The following is a 17,858-nucleotide window of genomic DNA, read 5'->3' as shown; positions in this document are numbered from 1 at the left end:
CGCTGGACGCGATTCCCCGCACGCTAGCGGGATCGTCCAGCGCTGGTGTTGCAACGAATGCCGTTACAGCGGTGCGAGTGCCAGAACACCACCGAGCACCACAAGGGCGCCTGCGGCGAGCAGGTTCTGGCGCTGGTTCAGCCGACGGCCCGCCACAAAGCTCACCCCAATGGTGAGCGCTGAGGCCAGCAGAGCACCCAGCCACCAGCTGGAGGTGCCTGCTGCTTCCTGGCCATGCAGCAGGGCATGCACCGCCACGGCGCTGCCCAGCACGGCGCTCACGAGGGGCAGTGGCCGCTGCAGCTTGTCGCTCATCAGCAGCACGGCACCCACGGCGCTCACGGCCAGGGCTGCCAGCAGTTCGGCACCTGGCAGCTGGCCGCCGAAGCTGCCGAACACGCTGCCCAGCAGCGCGCCGCCCAGGGCAAAACCGAGGAGCAGAGGTCCAAAACGCGCTGCCGTCAGGCCCACGCCCACCAGAAGCAGCAGGTGGTCGATACCCATCAGGGGATGCAGGGCACCGGCCATCACGCCGGCATCGGCGCTGCCATGGGCTCCAGCGGGCAGGGCCGAGAGCAGGCTCAGGCCGAAGCCGGCGGCACTGCTGAGCAGAAGGGAACGGGAAAGATTGGTGGGCATGAGCAGGGCCGGTCCGCGCCGGTGCTGAAGGGGATGAACGGGGGAGCGGCGAGCGTTCTGACTGAGAAGCGAGCCGGAGCTGGCTTCATCACAGCTGCGGGACAGTGCCGGACTGGGGTCGTAACCCACCACCGGACTTTCCTCGTTGCCTTCCCGGTCTGAATCCGGGAAACCGCTCTTTGCAGTATCGCTTCAGGCGAAGCCTTTGCCTGCATCCTTGGCCACGCAGGCCTGGAGCTGCTTGCGCAGTTGGGGGTGGTCAAGGTTTTTGCCGATCAGCACCAATTGGTTTTTGCGATCGCCGGCTGAGCCCCACTCACTGTCATCGATGGAGAAGCGCTTGCCGGCGAGGTGAAACACGTGGCGTTTGTCGCTCTCGTTGAACCAGAGGATGCCTTTGGCCCGGAACACGCCAGCGGGGAGCTGGTTATCCAGGAAATTCTGGAACTTGCGTAGGGCGAAGGGGCCATCGCTGCTGAAGGAGAGCGAGGTGAACCCTTCGATGGCCAGGTGATCAGCGTGGCCGTGATCGTGCGTGTGGCCATGGTCATGGCCGTGCTCGTGCTCGCAGTGCCCATGGTCGTGATCGCAGTTGCTGTGATCGTGATGGTCGTGGGCCTGATCGTGATCGTGGGAATGCCCGTGATCGTGGTCGTGCACGCAGTGGCCGTGATCGTGATCGCAGTCGTCGTGGTTCTGCTCGGCGGCCACCTTGTCGCTTTCGAACAGCCCCACACTCAGCAGCAGCGGCAGGCTGACGTCGCCTTTCACCGAGCGCAGGATGCGGGCGTCGGTTTTGATCTCCCGCAGCCTGCCTTCCACCTCAGCCAGGCGCTCCTCGCTCACCAGGTCGCATTTGTTGAGCAGCAGGATGTCGCCGTAGACCACCTGGGCCCGTGCGACTTCGCCATCGAGAATCTCGTCGCTGAAGTTCTCCGCGTCGATCAGGGTGATGATCGAATCGAGGCGGGTGGCATCGCGCAGATCGCTGCCTAGAAATGTCATCGCGACGGGCAACGGATCCGCAAGGCCGGTGGTCTCCACTACCAGGTAATCCACCGGATCCGGGCGATCGAGGATGCGATACACCGCGTCGAGCAGTTCTCCGTTGATGGAGCAGCAGATGCAGCCGTTGCTCAGCTCCACCATGTCTTCACCGGTGGCAATGATCAGATCGTTGTCGATCCCGATCTCGCCAAACTCGTTCACCAGCACGGCTGTTTTCACGCCCTGCTGGTTGCTGAGGATGTGATTCAGCAGTGTGGTTTTTCCTGCCCCGAGAAAACCGGTGAGGATGGTGACCGGCAGGGGGCTGGCCGTGGTGAGGGGTTCGCGGGCAGGGCTCGTCGCGCTGGCGGTCACGTGGGTGCGTGGGGCAAGGCTGCAGGCAGTCTGATCCTCTGGGCCACCCTTTGGTGCGAGGCCGCTACTGCCGGGCGAGGAATGTGCGTAGTCGCTCGCTTCTGGGCCTCAATGTGGCGGCTTACCTCGCTGAAACGTTGCGCAGTGGCATCGAATCGATTGATCGCGGCCAGTGGGAGGCTGCCGATGCCCTCGGCCTCAGCCCGATCGAGCGGATGCGTTTCGTGATTGCCCCTTAGGCATTGCGCCGGGTGCTGCCGCCGCTGGCCAATGAATTCATTACCTTGATCAAAGACACCAGCCTTGCGGCGGTGATCGGGTTCGATGAACTGTTTCGCCAGGGGCAGCTGATGGTGGCCACCACCTACAGAGCCTTTGAGATCTATATCGCTGTGGCTCTGGTGTACCTGCTGATGACCACCACGGCTTCCCTGCTGTTCAAACGCCTCGAAGCCCGTTGGCAACTGCCGGCCTGAGCAGAGCTGACACCTGTTGCCATGGCCCCTAGAACGGAATCATTCCCGGTCGCAGCCCACCCATGACCAGCGCTCCCCCCATCGATATCGGCATTCCGGCTGAGCAGCGTGCGCAGATCGCTGAGGGCCTGGGCCGGGTGCTGGCGGATAGCACCGTGCTGTACGCCAAGACCCATGGGTTCCACTGGAACGTGACAGGGCCGATGTTCAACACGCTCCACCTGATGTTCATGGAGCAATACACCGAGCTTTGGACGGCGCTCGATGAGATTGCCGAACGGATCCGGGCTCTGGGCCATCAAGCTCCCTTTGGGGGGTCGATCTATCGAGAGCTGTCATCGATCCCGGAAACCCAGGGGGTTCCCGCTGCGCTGGAGATGGTGCGTGAGCTGGTGCAAGGCCATGAGGCCGTGGCCCGCACGATTCGCAGCGTGTTTTCGATGGCGGATGACGCCAATGATCAACCCACTGCTGATCTGCTCACCCAGCGCCTTCAGATTCACGAGAAAACAGCTTGGATGTTGCGCAGCTTGTTGGAAAGCTGACGCGAGCCGGAATCATTGATCACCTCCAGATGTGCCGGACATCTGGAGGGGCTCCGGCATCCGCTAGAACCCATCCATCCCGCCAGATCTTGAGGATGAAAGAGCTCACTCGAGCCATCAATGACCACCTGGCATCGGAGTTTCAGGCCAGCCATACCTATCTGGCCATGTCGATCTGGCTACGCGAGAAGGATCTTGTGGGTTTTTCCGCGTACATGCTCACCAAGAGCAATGAAGAGCGCGGCCATGCTTCGCGGATGATCGCTTATCTCGTGGATAGTGATCAAGATGTGGAGCTGCCCACCATCGAGGCTCCCCAGCGGGATTGGGGCTCTGTTCAGGCCTTATTCGATCACGTGTATGAGCTTGAAAAGGGTGTGACCGCCTCGATCCATCATCTTTACACCCTGGCGGAGGGATTGGGAGAGCGCAGCGCCACGGCCATGCTGGATTGGTTTGTTTCTGAGCAGCTGCAGGAAGAAGCCGAAGCCCGCTTTGTCTGCAAGCGGTTGCGTTTGGCTGGAGATAACAGTGCCGCTCTACTGCTGCTGGATCAGCAGTTTCTGGAAGGAACCGCCCTGGCCCATGTGAAGGGGGGCATGGGTGGTGGTGGCGAAGCAGGGGAAGCCGCTTAACCCCGGCTCAGTCGCGGCCGCAGCGACATTGGCCACCCTTCCAGTGGGAGCACTTCTTCTGTTTGCAGCCTTTTTTCTTGGCGTGGGCTGTGGTGGTGCGCTGGATGGGTGTCACGTCATCGGAGGAGCCACCGATCTGCTGAGCCATGGTGCCGCTCGAAGCTGCTGTTGAGAATCAATCGCATCGTATGCGCTCGCGGCGGGTTTGTTCCTGCCCTGCCAGCCGGAGCACGGGCTGATGTGCCATTCGTTACATTCGTTGGCGCCGAGGCTCAGCGGATGGCGCTCCAAGCCCGCACCAGCTCCGCCCCGCTGGCTTGATTGCAGCGGCCCCCCAGCGCATCCACGATCACGCAGGTGTTGGTGGTGAGGGTGGCCATCAGGTTGTCGCCGCCTGAGTCGGCCAGCAGCGGTTGCGCTGCCAGGGGTACATCGCTGAGGCTGCTGATCCGTTGCAGTGCCTTGCTGGCTGGTTGTTGCTCGGCAAACAGGCTGCGCACGCCCTTCTGCTTCAGCGTGCTCACTGCGTTGGCCAGGGCTTGGGGCCGCAGCGCTTCGCTGGTGCTGCCCCCATCCACCACGGCCAATTCCTGCAGCTGGTAGGCCCTGGCCAGGCTGGCGAAAGCCCGATGGCCGCTGGCCAGAATCCGCGGGCCGCTGATCGTGGCGAATTGCTGGCGATTCCAGCGATCGAGGTCGTTCAGGCTGCGCTTCATCGCTTCAGCCCGCCGCTGGATTTGCGGCGCGGCTTGCGGCCGAAGCTGTTGGAGTTGTTGGCTGACCAGGCCGAGCATCGCCTGGGTTTGGCGGGGGTCGTGCCACACGTGGGGATCGCGGTCGCCGTGGGCGTGGCCGTGATGCGTTTCGCTGTGGTCTGCTGAGTGATTGAGCTCCGGGCTGTCTGGAACGGCCATCTCTGCCACCTTCACGGCGTTGCTGATCTCTTCAAGGGCCGGGGTGAGTCCGTAGCCATTGATCAACAGCAGCTGGGCTTGATTGATCTGGCGGGTCTGGGCTGGTGTGAGCTGCAGTTGATGAGGGTCGTCATTCGGGCTGAGCAAGCACGCCACGTTCAGCTGGTTTGCGGCCAGTCGCCGGGTGATGTCGCACAAGGCGCCATCGGCCGCGATCACATCCACGCTGGGGACCGGGCTGCAGGCCTGGCTCAAGGCCAGGGTGAGGGCCGCTGTGGAGGCCGCTGCGACGCGCCGCATCCCGGAACAGGTTCAATCCTGTAACGATAACGGTTCTCAGAAATGCAGGGTTGTTTTCAGGAGGGCCCCCAGCTGCCCAAAGCTTTCGCCGGCGGGGGTCTTGGCTCCCAGCGGGCGGCTGAGCAGAAACAGGGCAGGCGTCACAGCCAGGTTGTCGCTCACCTGCACCTTGTACCACCACTCCCAGGCGAAATTGCTGTCGCGCGGTGTGTCGCCGCCGTAGAGCGAGGTGGCAAAGATTGGCTGGCCCACCGCCATGCCGAGCACGTTGCCCGGTATCAAGGCATTGCTCCATTGCAGGCCAACGCTCCATGACTGGCTGTTGGCCACCAGCCCCTCACGGTTCACCTCGGCGGCGTAATCGGTGCGATTGAAGCCCCATCCCGCGCTGATGGAGGGCATCCAGCCGGACTGCAACGGCTGCCAATAGCCACTGAGGCCGAAGGCGATGGTATGCCCCGGATTCTTGAGGCTATCGAGGGTGAAATTGGTGGCGTAGTCGATCACTCCGCCGGCGTTCTGCACCGAGCTCACCACGGCAGCGGCGGCCCACTGCGGCCGTTTGTAGGCGATCTGCACGCTGCCGGTGCTGGCGGCGTTGGCTGTTCCGATGCCGCCTTGGCTGGGATCACCCTGATTGGCGTTGCCCGCCACATAGTTGGTGCTCACACTGAAGCCGCTGCGCGACTGCCACCACAGCCCTGCTCCCGCCCCCAGCTGGAAGTTGTAGGCCGCAGGTGCACCCTTCAAGGTGAACAGATCGAGGACACTTTCGGCGGGATACAGGCTGGGCCGCAGGGCGAACAGATCGAGCTGGCCCACCCGCGGGCCCAGGGTGGCGGTGAATCCCTGGCCGAGGGGTACTTGGTAGTAGAGCCGGTTCACCGAAAAGACGTCGGGCCCGGATTGCTCCTGGAAGGCGGTTTCCAGAATCGAGAGCTTGCTGGGGCCCGCCCCGTAGAAGCTGTTGCTGCTGCGATCGAAATTGCCGCTGCGCAGCCGAATGCGCAGCAGGTCTTCGCCCGTGAAGCTGGTGTCGAGATAGATCTTGAGGTCGTAGTTGAACGTGGTGGCCCCGAATTGGTCGCGGGTCTTGATCACCTCGGGGCGATCGCTTCCCTCGAAGCGATTGCTGCCCACCACCAAACTCGCCAGACCCTTGAGCTTCGTGGTGGGAGCAAATTGCGTGGCTTCCAGTTCCTCCACGCGGTGCTTCAGTTGTTCAAGGGCGTCCTGAAGGTCGCGGGCGTCTTGGAGCTGTTGTTCTGCGTCCCCCTGCTGTTGCCGCAGCGCTGGGTCGTCGGTGGGCTCTTGCGCTGAAGCGATTCCGGCTGCCAGCAGAGCCACGCTTGCCACCCAAGCTGCGATGGGGCGCAACATGCACGGTGCTCCGGCGGCCCGCTGATTCAAGCGCGTTGGCTCCCTAACGTGTGGAGCAGCATGGACCGGTGCAGTGCTCAGCGTTCAGCAGCTGTGTGTGCGCCGGGGTGCGGAGCTGGTGCTGGATCACGTGTCGTTTGCGCTGCAACCCGGCAGCCTCACGGCTCTGGTGGGTCCCAACGGCGCCGGTAAAAGCACGTTGCTGCAGGCGTTGGAGGGGCAGCTCAACCTGTCGGGGGGCTCGATCACCTGGGAGGGAACGCCCCTCACTCCGGCGCTGGCGCGGCAGCAGTTGGCCCTGATGCCCCAGCGCGGTGAGATCGCATGGAGTTTTCCGATCACCGTGCGGGAGCTGGTCGCACTCGGCCGGCTCGCGGCTCAGCGGCCGGGTTGTTGTGATGTGGAAGCGGCCCTGCAACGGGTGGGGCTGGTGGGTTTGGCGCGTCGTCGATTGGATCAACTTTCGGGCGGCCAGCAGCAGCGCGCTCTGCTGGCGCGCACGTTGGTGCAACCCGCGCGGGTGCTGTTGCTGGATGAACCCTGCGCCGCCATTGATCCGCCCTCGCGCACGGAATTGCTGCGGGTGATGCGGCAACTGAGCGATGCCGGCCTCACCCTGTTGGTGAGCAGTCACGACTGGGGTCGCGATCTCGACGCTTACGACCGGGTGCTTGTGCTGGATCGGCAGCTGCTGGCCGATGGCACGCCGCAGCAGGTTCGACAGGCCCTCGGGGATCTGCGGGTGGGCAACCACTGCTGTGGTTAGCCGCTCTGACGGGCCTGGCAGTTGTGGCACAACCCGAAGAACTCCAGGGTGTGGAACAGCAGCTGGAAGCCCTCGGCCTGATCGCCGTGCAGCTGCACGTTGTGCATCGGGCATTGCTCCAGCACCAGGGTGGTGCCGCAATCCACGCAGGTGAGGTGGTGCTCGTCGCGCTCCACCGGTGCAAACAACGCCTCGCCGCTGGGGAGGTGCCGGCAGCGCACCAGGCCCTGCTGTTGCAGTTGCCGGAGGTGGCGATACACCGTGGCCAGTCCCATTGCTTGAGGTCCCTGGCGCAACAGGGCATGCAGGTCCTGGCCTGAGAGTTCCCGGTCGGCCAGCTTCAGTTGCTCCAGCAGCTGCTGCTGGCGATCACCTGAAGCGGCAACCTGGGAGGGCATGGTCGAACCAGCGGGGCAGGGGCCCTGATCTTATGGAGCGTGTGTGGTGGCTGCTGCCGTTTGCGGTGGCGTTGGTGGTGGGGGGGCTTTGCCCGCTCGCCGGAACGCTGTTGCTGGTGCAGCGGCGCTTGTTCCTGGTCAACCTCGTGTCGCACGCGGTGCTGCCTGGTTTGGCCTTGGCGGTGGCCCTGCGCATCGATCCGGGGCTGGGGGGTGTGATCAGCGGCCTGGCAGGTGCGCTGCTGGCGGAGCGCTTCAGCGGTACGGCACGCCCCGGTCAGCCCGGCGATGAGGCGGTGCTGAACACCGTGTTGGCGGGCTTTCTCGGCCTGGGGGTGCTGCTCATCCCCCTGCTGGGCATTCGCGTGGATCTCGAAGCTGTGCTCTTTGGCGATCTGTTGGCTGCAGGGCCCGCCGATCTGGTCCGCAGCCTGCTGGCGTTGCTGGCCATGCTGCTGCTCCTGGCCTGGCGCTACCACCACTATGTGTACCTAGGGGTGGACCCTCTGGGGGCCACCAGCGCTGGCTTGCCTGTGCGGCGCCTGCGCTTCCTGCTCACCCTGGTCACGGCCTTCACCGTGGTGAGCGCGATGACGGCCGTTGGGGTGGTGCTGGTGATCGGTTTGATGGGGGCTCCGGCCCTGGTGGCGCTGCCGGGTGCCAGCAGCCTGCGCCAGGCCCTGTGGCGATCGGCTGTGCTGGGAACGCTGCTCAGCGGCGGCGGCATGGTGCTGGCAATTCAGCCTTGGGTGAATCTGCCGCCGGGGCCCCTGATCGGGGTGTTGTGCCTGCTGCTGTTGCCGTTGCAATTAGCCAGGCGGTAGCCACAGGCTCTGCCGCACGGTTTTCTGCACCGGTTGCAGCACCAGATCCCGCACCGGGATCTGCACCGGTTGGGCCTCTGGGCGACCCTGCGGCCGCAGGGTGAGCAGCAACTGCTGGCGGGTGGGGTCGTAGGCCATCGGCACGCCCGGCTCCACCTCCCAGCCGCTCAAGTCGCGTTCACGCACGATCTGCCCCTGGCGATTGAGCTCCAACAGCCGGTTGTGCTGGGCGTTGCGCCAGTGGCTCAGCAGCAGCCATACCCGTTCCCCACCGCGGTCGCAGGCGCTGCTGAGCACCGCGTCCTGGCCGAGCCACAGCTGCCTTGGCGCGAGGCCAGGCTCCACCAGCTCGAGCGAACGCCGGAAATCAGGCCAGTGCCGCACCAGCAGGGCACGGCCGCTCACGGGGCAGAAGCTGCTCAGGTCGCGGCTGCCGGGCAGCAGCTGCCGCCGCTCTGGCTTGCCGGGCAGATTGCGCAAACTCAGCCCCTCCAGCTCCGGCATCACCAGGGCTGCACCCTCCGGGAGCAGTTGCATCGGGCCCGATGCCTCCAGGGCCAGCTCCTGCGGGCGACGGGCTGGTTGTCCACCGGCCCAGAAGCTGGTGATCGAGCGACCCAGGGCACGGGCGCTCCGTTGCACCAACAGATCACCGCGGCGGTTGCTGCTCAAGTGCGCAAAGATCAGCGGCTCCGGCAGCAGGGCCTGCAGACGACCGGCTTGCACGCCCTTGGGATCAGGCGTGTGCTGGCGGTGCAAGGCGCTTTGGCGTAGAGGCAGCAGCCAGAGCCGTTCGCCCTCGCCTTCGCGGCTGGTGAAGGCGATCCCCGTGCCATTCCCCAGGGGCTGCACGGTGGTGATGCGCTCCATCACCGGGGTGAGTGACTGCCAGCGGCCATCGCGCTGCTGCAGCTGCAGTTGTTCCCCCTGGTCCGTGGGCACCACCGCCAGCAGCCGGGGTCTGGGATCCCAGCGCCAGTGCTCTGGGGGCAGGGGCAGGCCGCGACGATCCTGACCGCGGATCACCAGGGCGATGGCGCTGCTGATCGGTTGCTGGGAGTTGAGTAGCAGCCGCAGGGCATCTCCCGATCCCAGCCACTGATGGGGAGCGGCCGGCATCAAGCTGCTCAGCGCCGCCAGGCTGGCTCGATCCATCGGGCGGCTGAACCGCAGCGATAGCGCTGCCGGGCCGGAGCTGGCTGTGCTGGAGATCAGCTCCAGCAGCCGAGGTGGGCGGCGCAGTAGCAGCTGTTGCTGCAGTGCTGCCAGCAGCACCCCACCGGCCAAAAGCAAGGGGAGGGCCTTCATGGTTCCAGCGGCCGGGCTGGCCGAGGAATTGGGCGGATTCGCTTGGGGAGCACCACGCTGCGGGGTTGTCCGGCGATGGTCTCCACGCCCATCGTTCCCTCCACCGCCAACCATTGGTCAGCCGGGGGGATGGCTCCAGAGGGCCAGCGCACAGGAAGACCAATCGGTGTGGCATCCGCCAGGCAGCAGCGCACCAGGAGCCGCCCCAGCTGGGGTGGCCCATCCGGTTGTGTCAGCACAAATCCGCTGATCCGCACAGGATCCCCCGCGTAAAGGGCGGGGTCGGGTTGGCTGCGCAGCAGCCGCACCCAGTCGGTGAGGCTGCGTTGGCTGGGCGGCAGCAGGAAATCCAGCTCCACGGCATCGCCCAGATCGCTGTTGCGGTTGGCGGCCAGATCGCTGAAGGATGGATTGGGAGGCAGAGCCAAAACGGCGATCGCCAGCAGTGCACTCAGGGCCCAGCCGCGGTTCCAATGCCGTTCCTGACGGCCCCTCAGCAGTTGGTGCAGCGCCAGGGCGAGCAGGGCAACGCCGCTCAGGCCCACCAGCGGGTGAAATACACCGCGCAGCAGCAGATCCAGGCGCCCGGAGAGGGTGCTCCACAGCAGCACGGCACCCCATAGCGCTAAGGCCAGCGGACGGATCAGAGCAGCCAGAGATTCACCCATTGCCCGATCAACAACACAACAACGCAGGCGCCGGCTGCGGTCAGCGCGATGGCGCGGGGGCGTAGCACCACTCCGAACAGGCCCAGCAGTTTCAGGTCCACCACGGGCCCCAGCACCAGAAAGGCGAGCAGTGCGCCGGGTGTGATCTGGGCGGCGAATCCGAGGGCGAGGAAGGCATCCACGCTGGAACACACCGACACCACCACCGCCATCAGCATCAGGCTGAGCACCGAGAGGGTGGGTGCACCCCCAACCGCCAGCAGCCAGGTGCGCGGCAGCAGGGTCTGCACCACAGCGGCGATGGCGCAGCCGAGCACCAACAGCCCTGCCAGATCCAGAAACTCGCGGCTGCTGTGATCCAGCACGCTGGCCAGGTGGGGACGCTCCGCTGCGGGAGGCGGCATCGGTGCCACGCTTCCCACCAGGCCACTGCGGCGTTCCAGCAGTCCCACCTGCTCGAGGGGCTGGCTCAAGCGCCGCTCTTCCAGCAGCGCTGGTTCAAGCAGGGCTCCTTCCGGCAGTTGCTGCAAGAGCGCCGAGAGGGCCAGGGCTACAACCAGCGCCGCCAGGGGACGAGCCGCCAGCAGCCAGGGTTGATCCGGAAAGGCCGCCCAAGTGCTGGCCAGCACGATCGGGTTGAGGACCGGTGCGGCGAAGAGAAAGCCCAGGGCTGAGCCCAGGGGGGCACCCCCGGCCAGCAGGCGCCGCGCCACGGGCACATTGCCGCATTCACAGGCGGGCAAGGCAAAGCCCAGGGCTGCGCCGCTGAGCGGGGCCAGCAGGGGCTGGCGGGGGAGGCGCTGCAGCCAGCGGCCGCCCGGGGCGAGCCAGCGAGCCAGCCCAGCGATCAGCACGCCGATCAGCAGAAAGGGCAGGGCCTCTAGCAGCAACCCCTGGAAGATGGCCCAGATCGTGGCCAGCCTGTTCAACGAGATGGGCCACGGTGGTGGCTTGATTCAGCGGCCCATCATGGCCGCGGTTTGAGGACATCTGGCGAACCACCAGTCGCCACGGGGATGGCCAGCTCCCCAAGGTTGTTGGGAACGGGGGCCTCCTCGGTGCTGAGGGACCCCAGCAGCTGGGGGCGGTTGGTTTCGAAGTGGAGATGGGGGCCACTGCTCCAGATCCCCGTGTTGCCGCAGGTGCCGATCTGGTCGCCACGCTTGTAGGACCCGGCGGGCATGGCCGTGTGCAGATGGCTGTAGCTGGTTTCCAGCCCATCGGATCCACGCAGCTCAAAGGTGGTGCCGTGGGTTCGGCTGCGGCGCACCCTGCCTTCGCCATCGTGGGCAGCCCGAACAGGCGTGCCGGTGATGCAGGCGATATCGATGGCGGGATGCCCTTCGCGCACTCCCTGGGTGATCACCCCGGGCATGGGGTGGAGCAACTGCAGGGCGGGCAACAGAAGGGCGATGGGCAACAGGCTTCCGCGGGATGAACGTCCGCGACGCGATTCGGAAGCAAATCTTAAGTTGCGACGCGTTGGATCCGTCTGTTGTTAATGCGACAGTGCTCTGGTGGCTAGGCGTTGGTTCGGTCGGCCTTGAACCAGTCGGGTACGGCTTCAAAGCAGGCGGCGTTCTTCTCGTTCTCGCGGGCTTCCACCTTCCAGCAGCAGCTGCGACCGCTGTCGCGGCTCTGCAGCAGCCCGTTGGCCCAGCTCCACACCAGCTGAGCGCTCGCCTCCATGCCCACGTTCTCCATCACCCGCAGGTCGAGGGCGCCCTGTTCGTGCAGGGCCTGCCACTGATCCAGGAGTGGGTCGTCGGCATTCACCAGAAAGGTGTGGTCGAACTGATGCGCCAGCTGGCTTTGCAGGGCTCCCAGGCTGGAGAAATCCACCACAAATCCGTTCGCATCGAGCTCAGTGGCCCGGAACCAACAGGTGAAGCTGCGGCTGTAGCCATGCACGAAGCGGCAATGGCCGCTGTGGCGCCATTGGCGGTGGCAGCACGGGAAGCCGCTGAAGGTTTTCGTGCAGCTGAAGGCGGCGCTCATTCCCGGGCCTGATGGTGGGTGAATCGGTGTTGCGGGAGGATCGGGTGAGATGGATCGCCAGCCCTTGCAGGCATCATTTCAGCTCCCGGATCCGGCCCTGATCGGCTCCCTTCGTTTTAACGAGGCCGGCCTGATCCCCGCCGTAGCGCAGGACTGGCTCGATGGCGCCGTGCTGATGGTGGCCTGGATGAACCGCGATGCGATCGAGCGCAGCCTCGCCAGCGGTGAGGTGCACTACTGGAGCCGCTCCCGTCAGGAGCTGTGGCACAAGGGCGCCACGAGCGGCCACTTTCAGCGGCTGCGGGGGCTTCGCTACGACTGCGATGCCGACGTACTCCTGCTCACGATTGAGCAGCTGGGCGATGTGGCCTGTCACACCGGTGCCCGCAGCTGCTTCTATGACGAGGCTCCGGTTCCCAGCGCCGGTGGCGCTGCTGCCGCGCCGCCGCCGGCGGATGTCTGCACGGAGCTGATGCGGGTGATCGAAGGGCGCCGCGATCAGCCTGAGCCCGGCAGTTACACCAACAAGCTGCTGGAGGGGGGCGACAACCGCATCCTCAAGAAGATCGGCGAGGAAAGCGCCGAATTCGTGATGGCTTGCAAAGACAACAACCCCACGGAGATTGCTGGCGAAGCGGCCGACATCGTGTTTCACCTCCAGGTGGCTCTGGCCCATCACGGGGTGAGCTGGCGCGAGGTGCAGCAGGTGCTGGCTCAGCGCCGCGGTGCCCCCCGGCGCGAGTGAGTTAGCGGTTGAGCTGAACGGGGCTTCCGTGCCGGAGGCCGAGGCTGCCGCCGAGGATCACCCGGTCGTTGGCACTCAGCCCGGAGAGCACCGGATAGTGGTCGCCCTGCAGAGGGCCGAGCTGGACTGGCTTCTGCAACGCCAGCAGCGTTCCCTTCGGGAGACGGCGCAGCGCGGACAGATCGGCTTTGCCAGGGTCTCGCTCCAGGTCCTGCAGCGTGCCCACCACGAACACGAAGCTCTGGCCGAAGCTGCGGGTCACCGCGCTGAAGGGCACCGCCAGTTGGCGCTCGGCCCCCAGGATCACGCGCGTGCGCAGGCGCTGGCCATTGCGCAGCAGCCCTTGGGGGTTGGCGATCGAAGCTTTAGCCAGCAGGGTTTGGGAGGTGTTGTTCACACCTGGATCGATCAGGTTGATCCTGCCCTCGGCGAGTGGACGGGGGTTGATGCCATCGAGCAGTTGCACGCGCTGCCCCTTGGCCACGGCATTGGCCTGGTTGGCAGGGATGTCGATGCGGGCCTGCAAGCGGTCGTTGCGAATGATGCGGCTGAAGGGAGTGCCGGCCTGCAACACATCGCCGGGTTTGATGCTCACATCCCCCATCACCCCGCTGATCGGGGCGCGCACATCTTTGTAGGCGAGGTCGGCTTGCTTGGCTCGCAGCGCTTGCTGGGATCCGATGGCTTTGGAGCGTTTCTCATCGCGTTCCAGGGCCGTGGCCGCTCCCTTGCTCACCAGGCTGCTGAAGCGCTGGTAGCTGATCGCATCGGTTTCGGCTGCGGCTTTCAAGGCCGCCACGTCAGCTCTGAGCTGTGTTTGGTCCAGCACCACCAGCAGTTGGCCGGCGCTCACGCTTTGGCCGCCCTGCACCAACACGCTCTGCACCCGGCCTCCAGCTTGGGAGGCCAGTTCGATTTCGTCGGTGGCTTCCAGGGTGCTGACCGTGTCGAGGCTGCGCACAAACGCTTCCTGATGGGGCCGTTCGGCTTGCACCCGCAGCGGCGGTCGGGCGCTGGGGCGACCACTGCAGCCCACCACGAGCTGGGCCATCGCCGCAGCGCTGATCACAAGCTTCAGGCGGCTCGGCATCACCGGGCTCAGGGGTTTAGCCATGCTGCCCCCCATGCACCAGCCGCCGTGGCCGTGCCAGCTCCCAGCCTTTGATCACCCGGTAAACACCCGGAACCACAAACAAGCTCAAGCCTGTGGCCACCAGCAGGCCGGAGAAGACCACCGTGCCGATGCTGATGCGGCTGCTGGCGCTCGCACCGCTTGCCAATAGCAAGGGCAGAAAGCCCGCCAGCGACGAGATGGCGGTGAGCAGGATCGGCCGCAGACGGCTGATGGAGGCGTCGCGGATGGCGGCATCCAGGGGCAGGCCTTCCCGTAGGCGTTGATTGGCAAATTCCACGATCAAAATGCCGTTTTTGGCGGCAAGGGCCACCAGCACCAGGAGCCCCATCTGGCCATACACATCGAGGGGCAGGCCCCGCAGCATCAGCCCTACCAGCGCCCCCAGCAGGGCCAGGGGCACGGTGATCAGGATGATCAGCGGATCGAGCAGGTTCTCGTAGAGGGCGCCGAGCAGCAGACCCATCACGAGCACCGCCAGGGCAAAGGCCCGGATGCTGCCGTCACCGGCCTGCCGCTCCTCGCGGGCCAGGCCAGCCCACTCGAGCTCCAGATTGCTGTTGCCCTGCTGGCGCTGGATCTGCTCGAGGCTGGCCATGGCTTGGCCGGTGCTCACACCCGGCGCCGGTAGGGCCTGAATCGTGATCGAGCGCACCAGGCGGCTGTGGTTGATCACGCTCGGCCCGGTGGAGGGCACCACCTGCACCAGCTGGCCGATCGGGATCAGCTGGCCGCCGCGGTTGCGCACCTGCAAGGCGAGCACATCATTCACATCGCGGCGCCCCTGCCCCTCGAGCTGCACGATCACGCGGCGCACCTGATCGCCTTCGAAGCTGTCATTCACGTAGGAGCTACCGAAGCTGGCTTGCAAGGTGGTCACCAGCTCATCGAGATCCACGCCCAAGGAGGCCAGCTGCAGACGATCGGGCTCGAGGCGCAACACCGGTGAATCGGCATTGAAGCGGGTGGATACCCGGGTGAATTGGCCGCTGGCATTGGCGGCTTGGATGAAGCGCTGGGCCTGCTGGGCGAACTGCTGGATGTTCAGCTGTCCGTTGCTGGTGTCGAGCAACTCCAGTTCGAGGCCGCCTTCGCTGCTGAAACCCCGCACGGTGGGGGCCTCGCTGAGCATCACCACCGCCCCCTGCACGCGCTGCATCAGCTGGCGGTTGAGCCGTTGCACCACATCAGCGGTGGAAGGACGCCCCTCGCCGCGTTCGCCAATGGGATACAAGCGCCCAAAAAAGATGCCCTTGTTGGGACTGCTGTCGCCAAAGGAGCGGCCCGCATAGAAATTGGCGCTGCGCAGGGCGGGCTCCTGGCTCAGGGTGCTGCGCACTTGCTCCATCACCCCCTGGGTGCGCTGCAGCGATGACCCCTCTGGCAAGACGACCACGCCCCGTAGCTGGCCGTTGTCTTCCTGAGGAATGAAGGCACTCGGCCGCAGGGTCAGGCCCACGGCAGTGAGCACCAGGCCCAGGGCCAGGGCCGTGAGCATCCGGCCGCGGTGCTGAAGGCTCCGATCCAGCCAGCGCCCATAGGGTTTCTCCAGCGATTCCAACCACCGGCGTGGTGGATCGATCCAGCGCAGCAGCCAGGCCGGTTCGCGCTGCTCGGCATGCAAGATGCGGCTCGCCGCCACCGGCGTGAAGCTGATGGCGTTGAACGTCGACACCACGATGGTGGCCCCGATCGTGACGGCAATCGGCGCGTACAGCCGACCAACGCTGCCCTGCATGCCCAGCACCGGCAGAAACACCACCAGCAGCACCAGCGAGGTCGCCACCACGGCGCCGCCCAGCTCCGCCATGGCGGCTCGAGCGGCCGCCAGCGGTGAGGCGCCTTGCTCGAGGCGGCGGCCGATGTCTTCACTCACCACGATGGCGTCGTCGACCACGAGCCCCGAGGCCAGCACCATGCCGAACAGGCTCAGGGTGTTGATCGAGGTGCCGCTCAGATTGATCAGCGTGATCGAACCCAGCAGCGACACCGGCACCGCCAGGGCGCTGATCAGGGCCAGGCGGCTGTTGCCCAGACCCAGCAGCAGGGCCAGGAACACCAGCAACACGGCATCCCGCAGGCTGCCGGCGGCTTCACCGATGCTCTGCCGCACCGTGTCGGCCTCATTCACGATCAGCTGCAGGTCCACCCCCGGTGGGAAGCGCGGCTCCAGTTCCGCCAACGCGCCCTCCACCGCTTCGCTCACCTGCAGGGCATTGCTGCCATCGCGCTGAAACACACCCAGCGCAACGGTGGGGTCCCCCTTGAGGTTGGTGGCCACGTTGCCGTAGCTCTCGCTGCCCAGGCTCACCCGGCCGATGTCGCGCAGCAGCACGACGCCACCATCGGGTCCGCGCCCCACCACCAATTGCTCCAGGGCCTCAGGGCTGCGCAGCCGGCCTTCCATCCGCAGCGGCAGTGAAGTGGCCTGCCCCGGTGGCACCGGTTCATCCCCCACCTGGCCCAGGGCGGCCAGCACGTTCTGGGCTTCCAGCGCCTGGCGCACATCGTTAATGGTGAGCTGGCGCTCCAGCAGTGCCGCTGGGTTCAGCCAGAGGCGGAAAGCCAGGGGGCTGCCGCCGAAGAGCGTCACATTGCCCACGCCTTCCACCCGCTGCAGCCGCTCCTTCACCACCTGGTTCACCCAGCCGCTGAGGAACAGATCGCTGTAGCGCCCGCTTTCGGCGCTGAAGCTGAGCACCATCAGCAGGTCATCCGAGCTGCGACGCACCTGCACGCCCAGCCTGGCCACCTGGGCCGGCAGCTGGCGCAGCACCTGGCTCACCTCGTTTTGGGCGTTCACCTGATTGAGCTCCGGGGCGCCACCGCGGAAACTGAGGCTGATGCTGCTGCTGCCTGAGGTGCTGGTGGAGCGGATGGTGTCGAGCCGCTCGAGGCCGTTGAGCTGCTGCTCCAGCAGGGCGGTGACCCCCTGCTCCACCACCTCTGGGCTGCCGCCCGGGTAGCTACTGCTCACGCTCACGCGCCCCGGAGCGATGGCGGGCAGGTTTTCCACCTGCAGCTGCAGCAAGCTCAGGGCACCCATCAGCAGCAACAGGGCGCTGAGCACCAGGCTCAGCACCGGCCTGCGCAGGAACAGATCCGAGATCGTGCGCTTGGGCTGGCTCATGGGGCGGTGGGGGACTGCAGTTCTGGTTGCTGTTGCAGCCAGCGCAGGGTGCGCTGGTCCCGGGGGCTCAGCTCGAGGATCGGCGTGGCGCCTGGTTTGACGGCCATGGCATCGCCGGCTTGATCGCTGTGGCCCCAGAGGCCAAAGGCATGGCCTAGCTCGTGCAGGGCGGTGGCCTGAATCGCCGTTTGGGCCTGTCCTGGACTGATCAACACGGTCACCTTGGGCTCCAGTTGCCAGCGTTCCGATCGCTGCACCTCCAGCAGCTCCAGCACGGCGCGGCCGTGGCTAGCCCGGTTGTTGAGCCTGGGAGGCCTGCGCCGCTCCACCAACACCTGCGCGCGCTCGGGTTGGTCCACAACGGTGATCGGCAGGTGCTGCTGCCAGGTGACCAGGGCCTGGCTCACGGCCTGAAACCAGCGCTGCTCCCAGATGCCGGTTGGACCGCCGTCGCGCACCGGTTCCACCCAGACGCACCAGTGATCGCGCCTCGGCCAGCCCGCCGGGGTGGGCTTGAGCCGATGCCGGTAGTCCAATGATGGCTGCGCAGCCGGTGGGGCTGGCTCTGCGGCGGAACCCTTGGGCGCCAGCCAAGGCCGGGTTTCCACCGCGACTGGACAGGTCGCCAAAGGTGGGGC

At 65.9% G+C, this 17,858-nt stretch carries 19 protein-coding genes and 1 pseudogene; 6 read left to right on the top strand and 14 right to left on the bottom strand.

Annotated elements, in window-relative coordinates; translation table 11 throughout:
* Positions 1-63: 63 nt before the first annotated feature.
* Positions 64-639 carry a HupE/UreJ family protein gene (locus CB0101_RS05555; RefSeq protein ID WP_029553061.1) on the bottom strand — a complete coding sequence of 192 codons (576 nt, stop codon included), beginning with the start codon at positions 637-639 and terminating at the stop codon, positions 64-66.
* 192 nt (positions 640-831) lie between these two features.
* On the bottom strand, positions 832-2,001 hold the full coding sequence (locus tag CB0101_RS05550) for a GTP-binding protein (RefSeq protein WP_010310250.1): 1,170 nt from the start codon (positions 1,999-2,001) through the stop codon (positions 832-834).
* Positions 2,002-2,009: 8 nt separating this feature from the next.
* On the opposite strand from CB0101_RS05550, the pseudogene CB0101_RS15845 reads away from it, so the two are divergent.
* From CB0101_RS15845 to CB0101_RS05535, 3 genes and pseudogenes are all read left to right on the top strand, one after another.
* Positions 2,010-2,477, top strand: a pseudogene (locus tag CB0101_RS15845) (amino acid ABC transporter permease).
* A 62-nt stretch (positions 2,478-2,539) separates the two neighbouring features.
* Entirely contained in the window at positions 2,540-3,022 is a 483-nt protein-coding gene (locus tag CB0101_RS05540) for a Dps family protein (protein WP_010310247.1), read from the top strand.
* A 95-nt stretch (positions 3,023-3,117) separates the two neighbouring features.
* Positions 3,118-3,657 (top strand): ferritin, encoded by a 540-nt coding sequence (locus CB0101_RS05535; protein WP_010310245.1) that lies wholly within the window; start codon positions 3,118-3,120, stop codon positions 3,655-3,657.
* 7 nt (positions 3,658-3,664) lie between these two features.
* On the opposite strand, the gene CB0101_RS15300 is transcribed toward CB0101_RS05535, so the two are convergent.
* From CB0101_RS15300 to CB0101_RS05525, 3 genes are all read right to left on the bottom strand, one after another.
* Positions 3,665-3,805, bottom strand: coding sequence for a hypothetical protein (locus CB0101_RS15300; protein WP_010310243.1), 141 nt, complete (start codon positions 3,803-3,805; stop codon positions 3,665-3,667).
* A 124-nt stretch (positions 3,806-3,929) separates the two neighbouring features.
* Entirely contained in the window at positions 3,930-4,871 is a 942-nt protein-coding gene (locus CB0101_RS05530) for a metal ABC transporter substrate-binding protein (RefSeq protein ID WP_010310242.1), read from the bottom strand.
* Positions 4,872-4,907: 36 nt separating this feature from the next.
* Positions 4,908-6,251, bottom strand: a complete 1,344-nt coding sequence (locus CB0101_RS05525) for an iron uptake porin (RefSeq protein ID WP_010310240.1) — start codon at positions 6,249-6,251, stop codon at positions 4,908-4,910.
* Between the two features lie 73 nt (positions 6,252-6,324).
* Here CB0101_RS05525 and CB0101_RS05520 point away from each other — a divergent pair, with 73 nt between their 5' ends.
* Positions 6,325-7,017: a metal ABC transporter ATP-binding protein gene (locus CB0101_RS05520; protein ID WP_010310237.1), complete on the top strand. Its 693-nt coding sequence runs from the start codon at positions 6,325-6,327 to the stop codon at positions 7,015-7,017.
* On the opposite strand, the gene CB0101_RS05515 is transcribed toward CB0101_RS05520, so the two are convergent.
* Complete coding sequence (locus CB0101_RS05515; protein WP_010310234.1) at positions 7,014-7,415, bottom strand: Fur family transcriptional regulator; 402 nt, start codon at positions 7,413-7,415, stop codon at positions 7,014-7,016. The two genes, CB0101_RS05520 and CB0101_RS05515, sit on opposite strands and share 4 nt — an antisense overlap.
* Before the next feature lie 32 nt (positions 7,416-7,447).
* Between CB0101_RS05515 and CB0101_RS05510 the strand changes: the two genes are divergently transcribed.
* The gene (locus CB0101_RS05510; RefSeq protein ID WP_010310232.1) at positions 7,448-8,239 is read left to right on the top strand and encodes a metal ABC transporter permease; all 792 of its coding nucleotides are present in this window, start codon (positions 7,448-7,450) and stop codon (positions 8,237-8,239) included.
* Here the strand turns inward: CB0101_RS05510 and CB0101_RS05505 are convergent.
* The 5 genes from CB0101_RS05505 to CB0101_RS05485 form a co-directional block, all read right to left on the bottom strand.
* Complete coding sequence (locus tag CB0101_RS05505) at positions 8,225-9,547, bottom strand: hypothetical protein (RefSeq protein ID WP_010310228.1); 1,323 nt, start codon at positions 9,545-9,547, stop codon at positions 8,225-8,227. The two genes, CB0101_RS05510 and CB0101_RS05505, sit on opposite strands and share 15 nt — an antisense overlap.
* Positions 9,544-10,215 carry a TIGR03943 family protein gene (locus CB0101_RS05500; RefSeq protein ID WP_010310227.1) on the bottom strand — a complete coding sequence of 224 codons (672 nt, stop codon included), beginning with the start codon at positions 10,213-10,215 and terminating at the stop codon, positions 9,544-9,546. The genes CB0101_RS05505 and CB0101_RS05500 overlap by 4 nt, the downstream gene beginning before the upstream one ends.
* Positions 10,191-11,144 (bottom strand): permease, encoded by a 954-nt coding sequence (locus CB0101_RS05495; RefSeq protein WP_010310225.1) that lies wholly within the window; start codon positions 11,142-11,144, stop codon positions 10,191-10,193. Before CB0101_RS05495 ends, CB0101_RS05500 begins: the two co-directional genes overlap by 25 nt.
* Positions 11,145-11,182: 38 nt before the next feature.
* A complete protein-coding gene (locus CB0101_RS05490; RefSeq protein WP_010310222.1) occupies positions 11,183-11,635 on the bottom strand; it encodes a M23 family metallopeptidase in 453 nt (150 codons plus the stop codon).
* Positions 11,636-11,736: 101 nt separating this feature from the next.
* On the bottom strand, positions 11,737-12,213 hold the full coding sequence (locus CB0101_RS05485; RefSeq protein WP_010310219.1) for a 6-carboxytetrahydropterin synthase: 477 nt from the start codon (positions 12,211-12,213) through the stop codon (positions 11,737-11,739).
* A gap of 49 nt (positions 12,214-12,262) precedes the next feature.
* On the opposite strand from CB0101_RS05485, the gene hisIE reads away from it, so the two are divergent.
* Positions 12,263-12,958, top strand: coding sequence for a bifunctional phosphoribosyl-AMP cyclohydrolase/phosphoribosyl-ATP diphosphatase HisIE (hisIE, locus tag CB0101_RS05480; protein WP_010310216.1), 696 nt, complete (start codon positions 12,263-12,265; stop codon positions 12,956-12,958).
* 1 nt (position 12,959) lies between these two features.
* Here hisIE and CB0101_RS05475 read toward each other — a convergent pair whose 3' ends face one another.
* Genes CB0101_RS05475 through CB0101_RS05465 form a run of 3 tightly spaced genes read right to left on the bottom strand, consistent with a single transcriptional unit; the run spans position 12,960 to position 17,756 of the window.
* The gene (locus tag CB0101_RS05475) at positions 12,960-14,048 is read right to left on the bottom strand and encodes an efflux RND transporter periplasmic adaptor subunit (protein ID WP_043717888.1); all 1,089 of its coding nucleotides are present in this window, start codon (positions 14,046-14,048) and stop codon (positions 12,960-12,962) included.
* A gap of 16 nt (positions 14,049-14,064) precedes the next feature.
* Entirely contained in the window at positions 14,065-17,220 is a 3,156-nt protein-coding gene (locus CB0101_RS05470; protein ID WP_010310212.1) for an efflux RND transporter permease subunit, read from the bottom strand.
* Positions 17,217-17,756: a peptidase gene (locus CB0101_RS05465; protein ID WP_136643997.1), complete on the bottom strand. Its 540-nt coding sequence runs from the start codon at positions 17,754-17,756 to the stop codon at positions 17,217-17,219. The genes CB0101_RS05470 and CB0101_RS05465 overlap by 4 nt, the downstream gene beginning before the upstream one ends.
* Between the last annotated feature and the right edge of the window lie 102 nt (positions 17,757-17,858).

Source organism: Synechococcus sp. CB0101 (assembly GCF_000179235.2).
Lineage (GTDB): Bacteria > Cyanobacteriota > Cyanobacteriia > PCC-6307 > Cyanobiaceae > Vulcanococcus.
The sequence above is the reverse complement of the archived record's forward strand: the minus strand, read 5'-3'. Positions and strand labels throughout refer to the sequence as shown.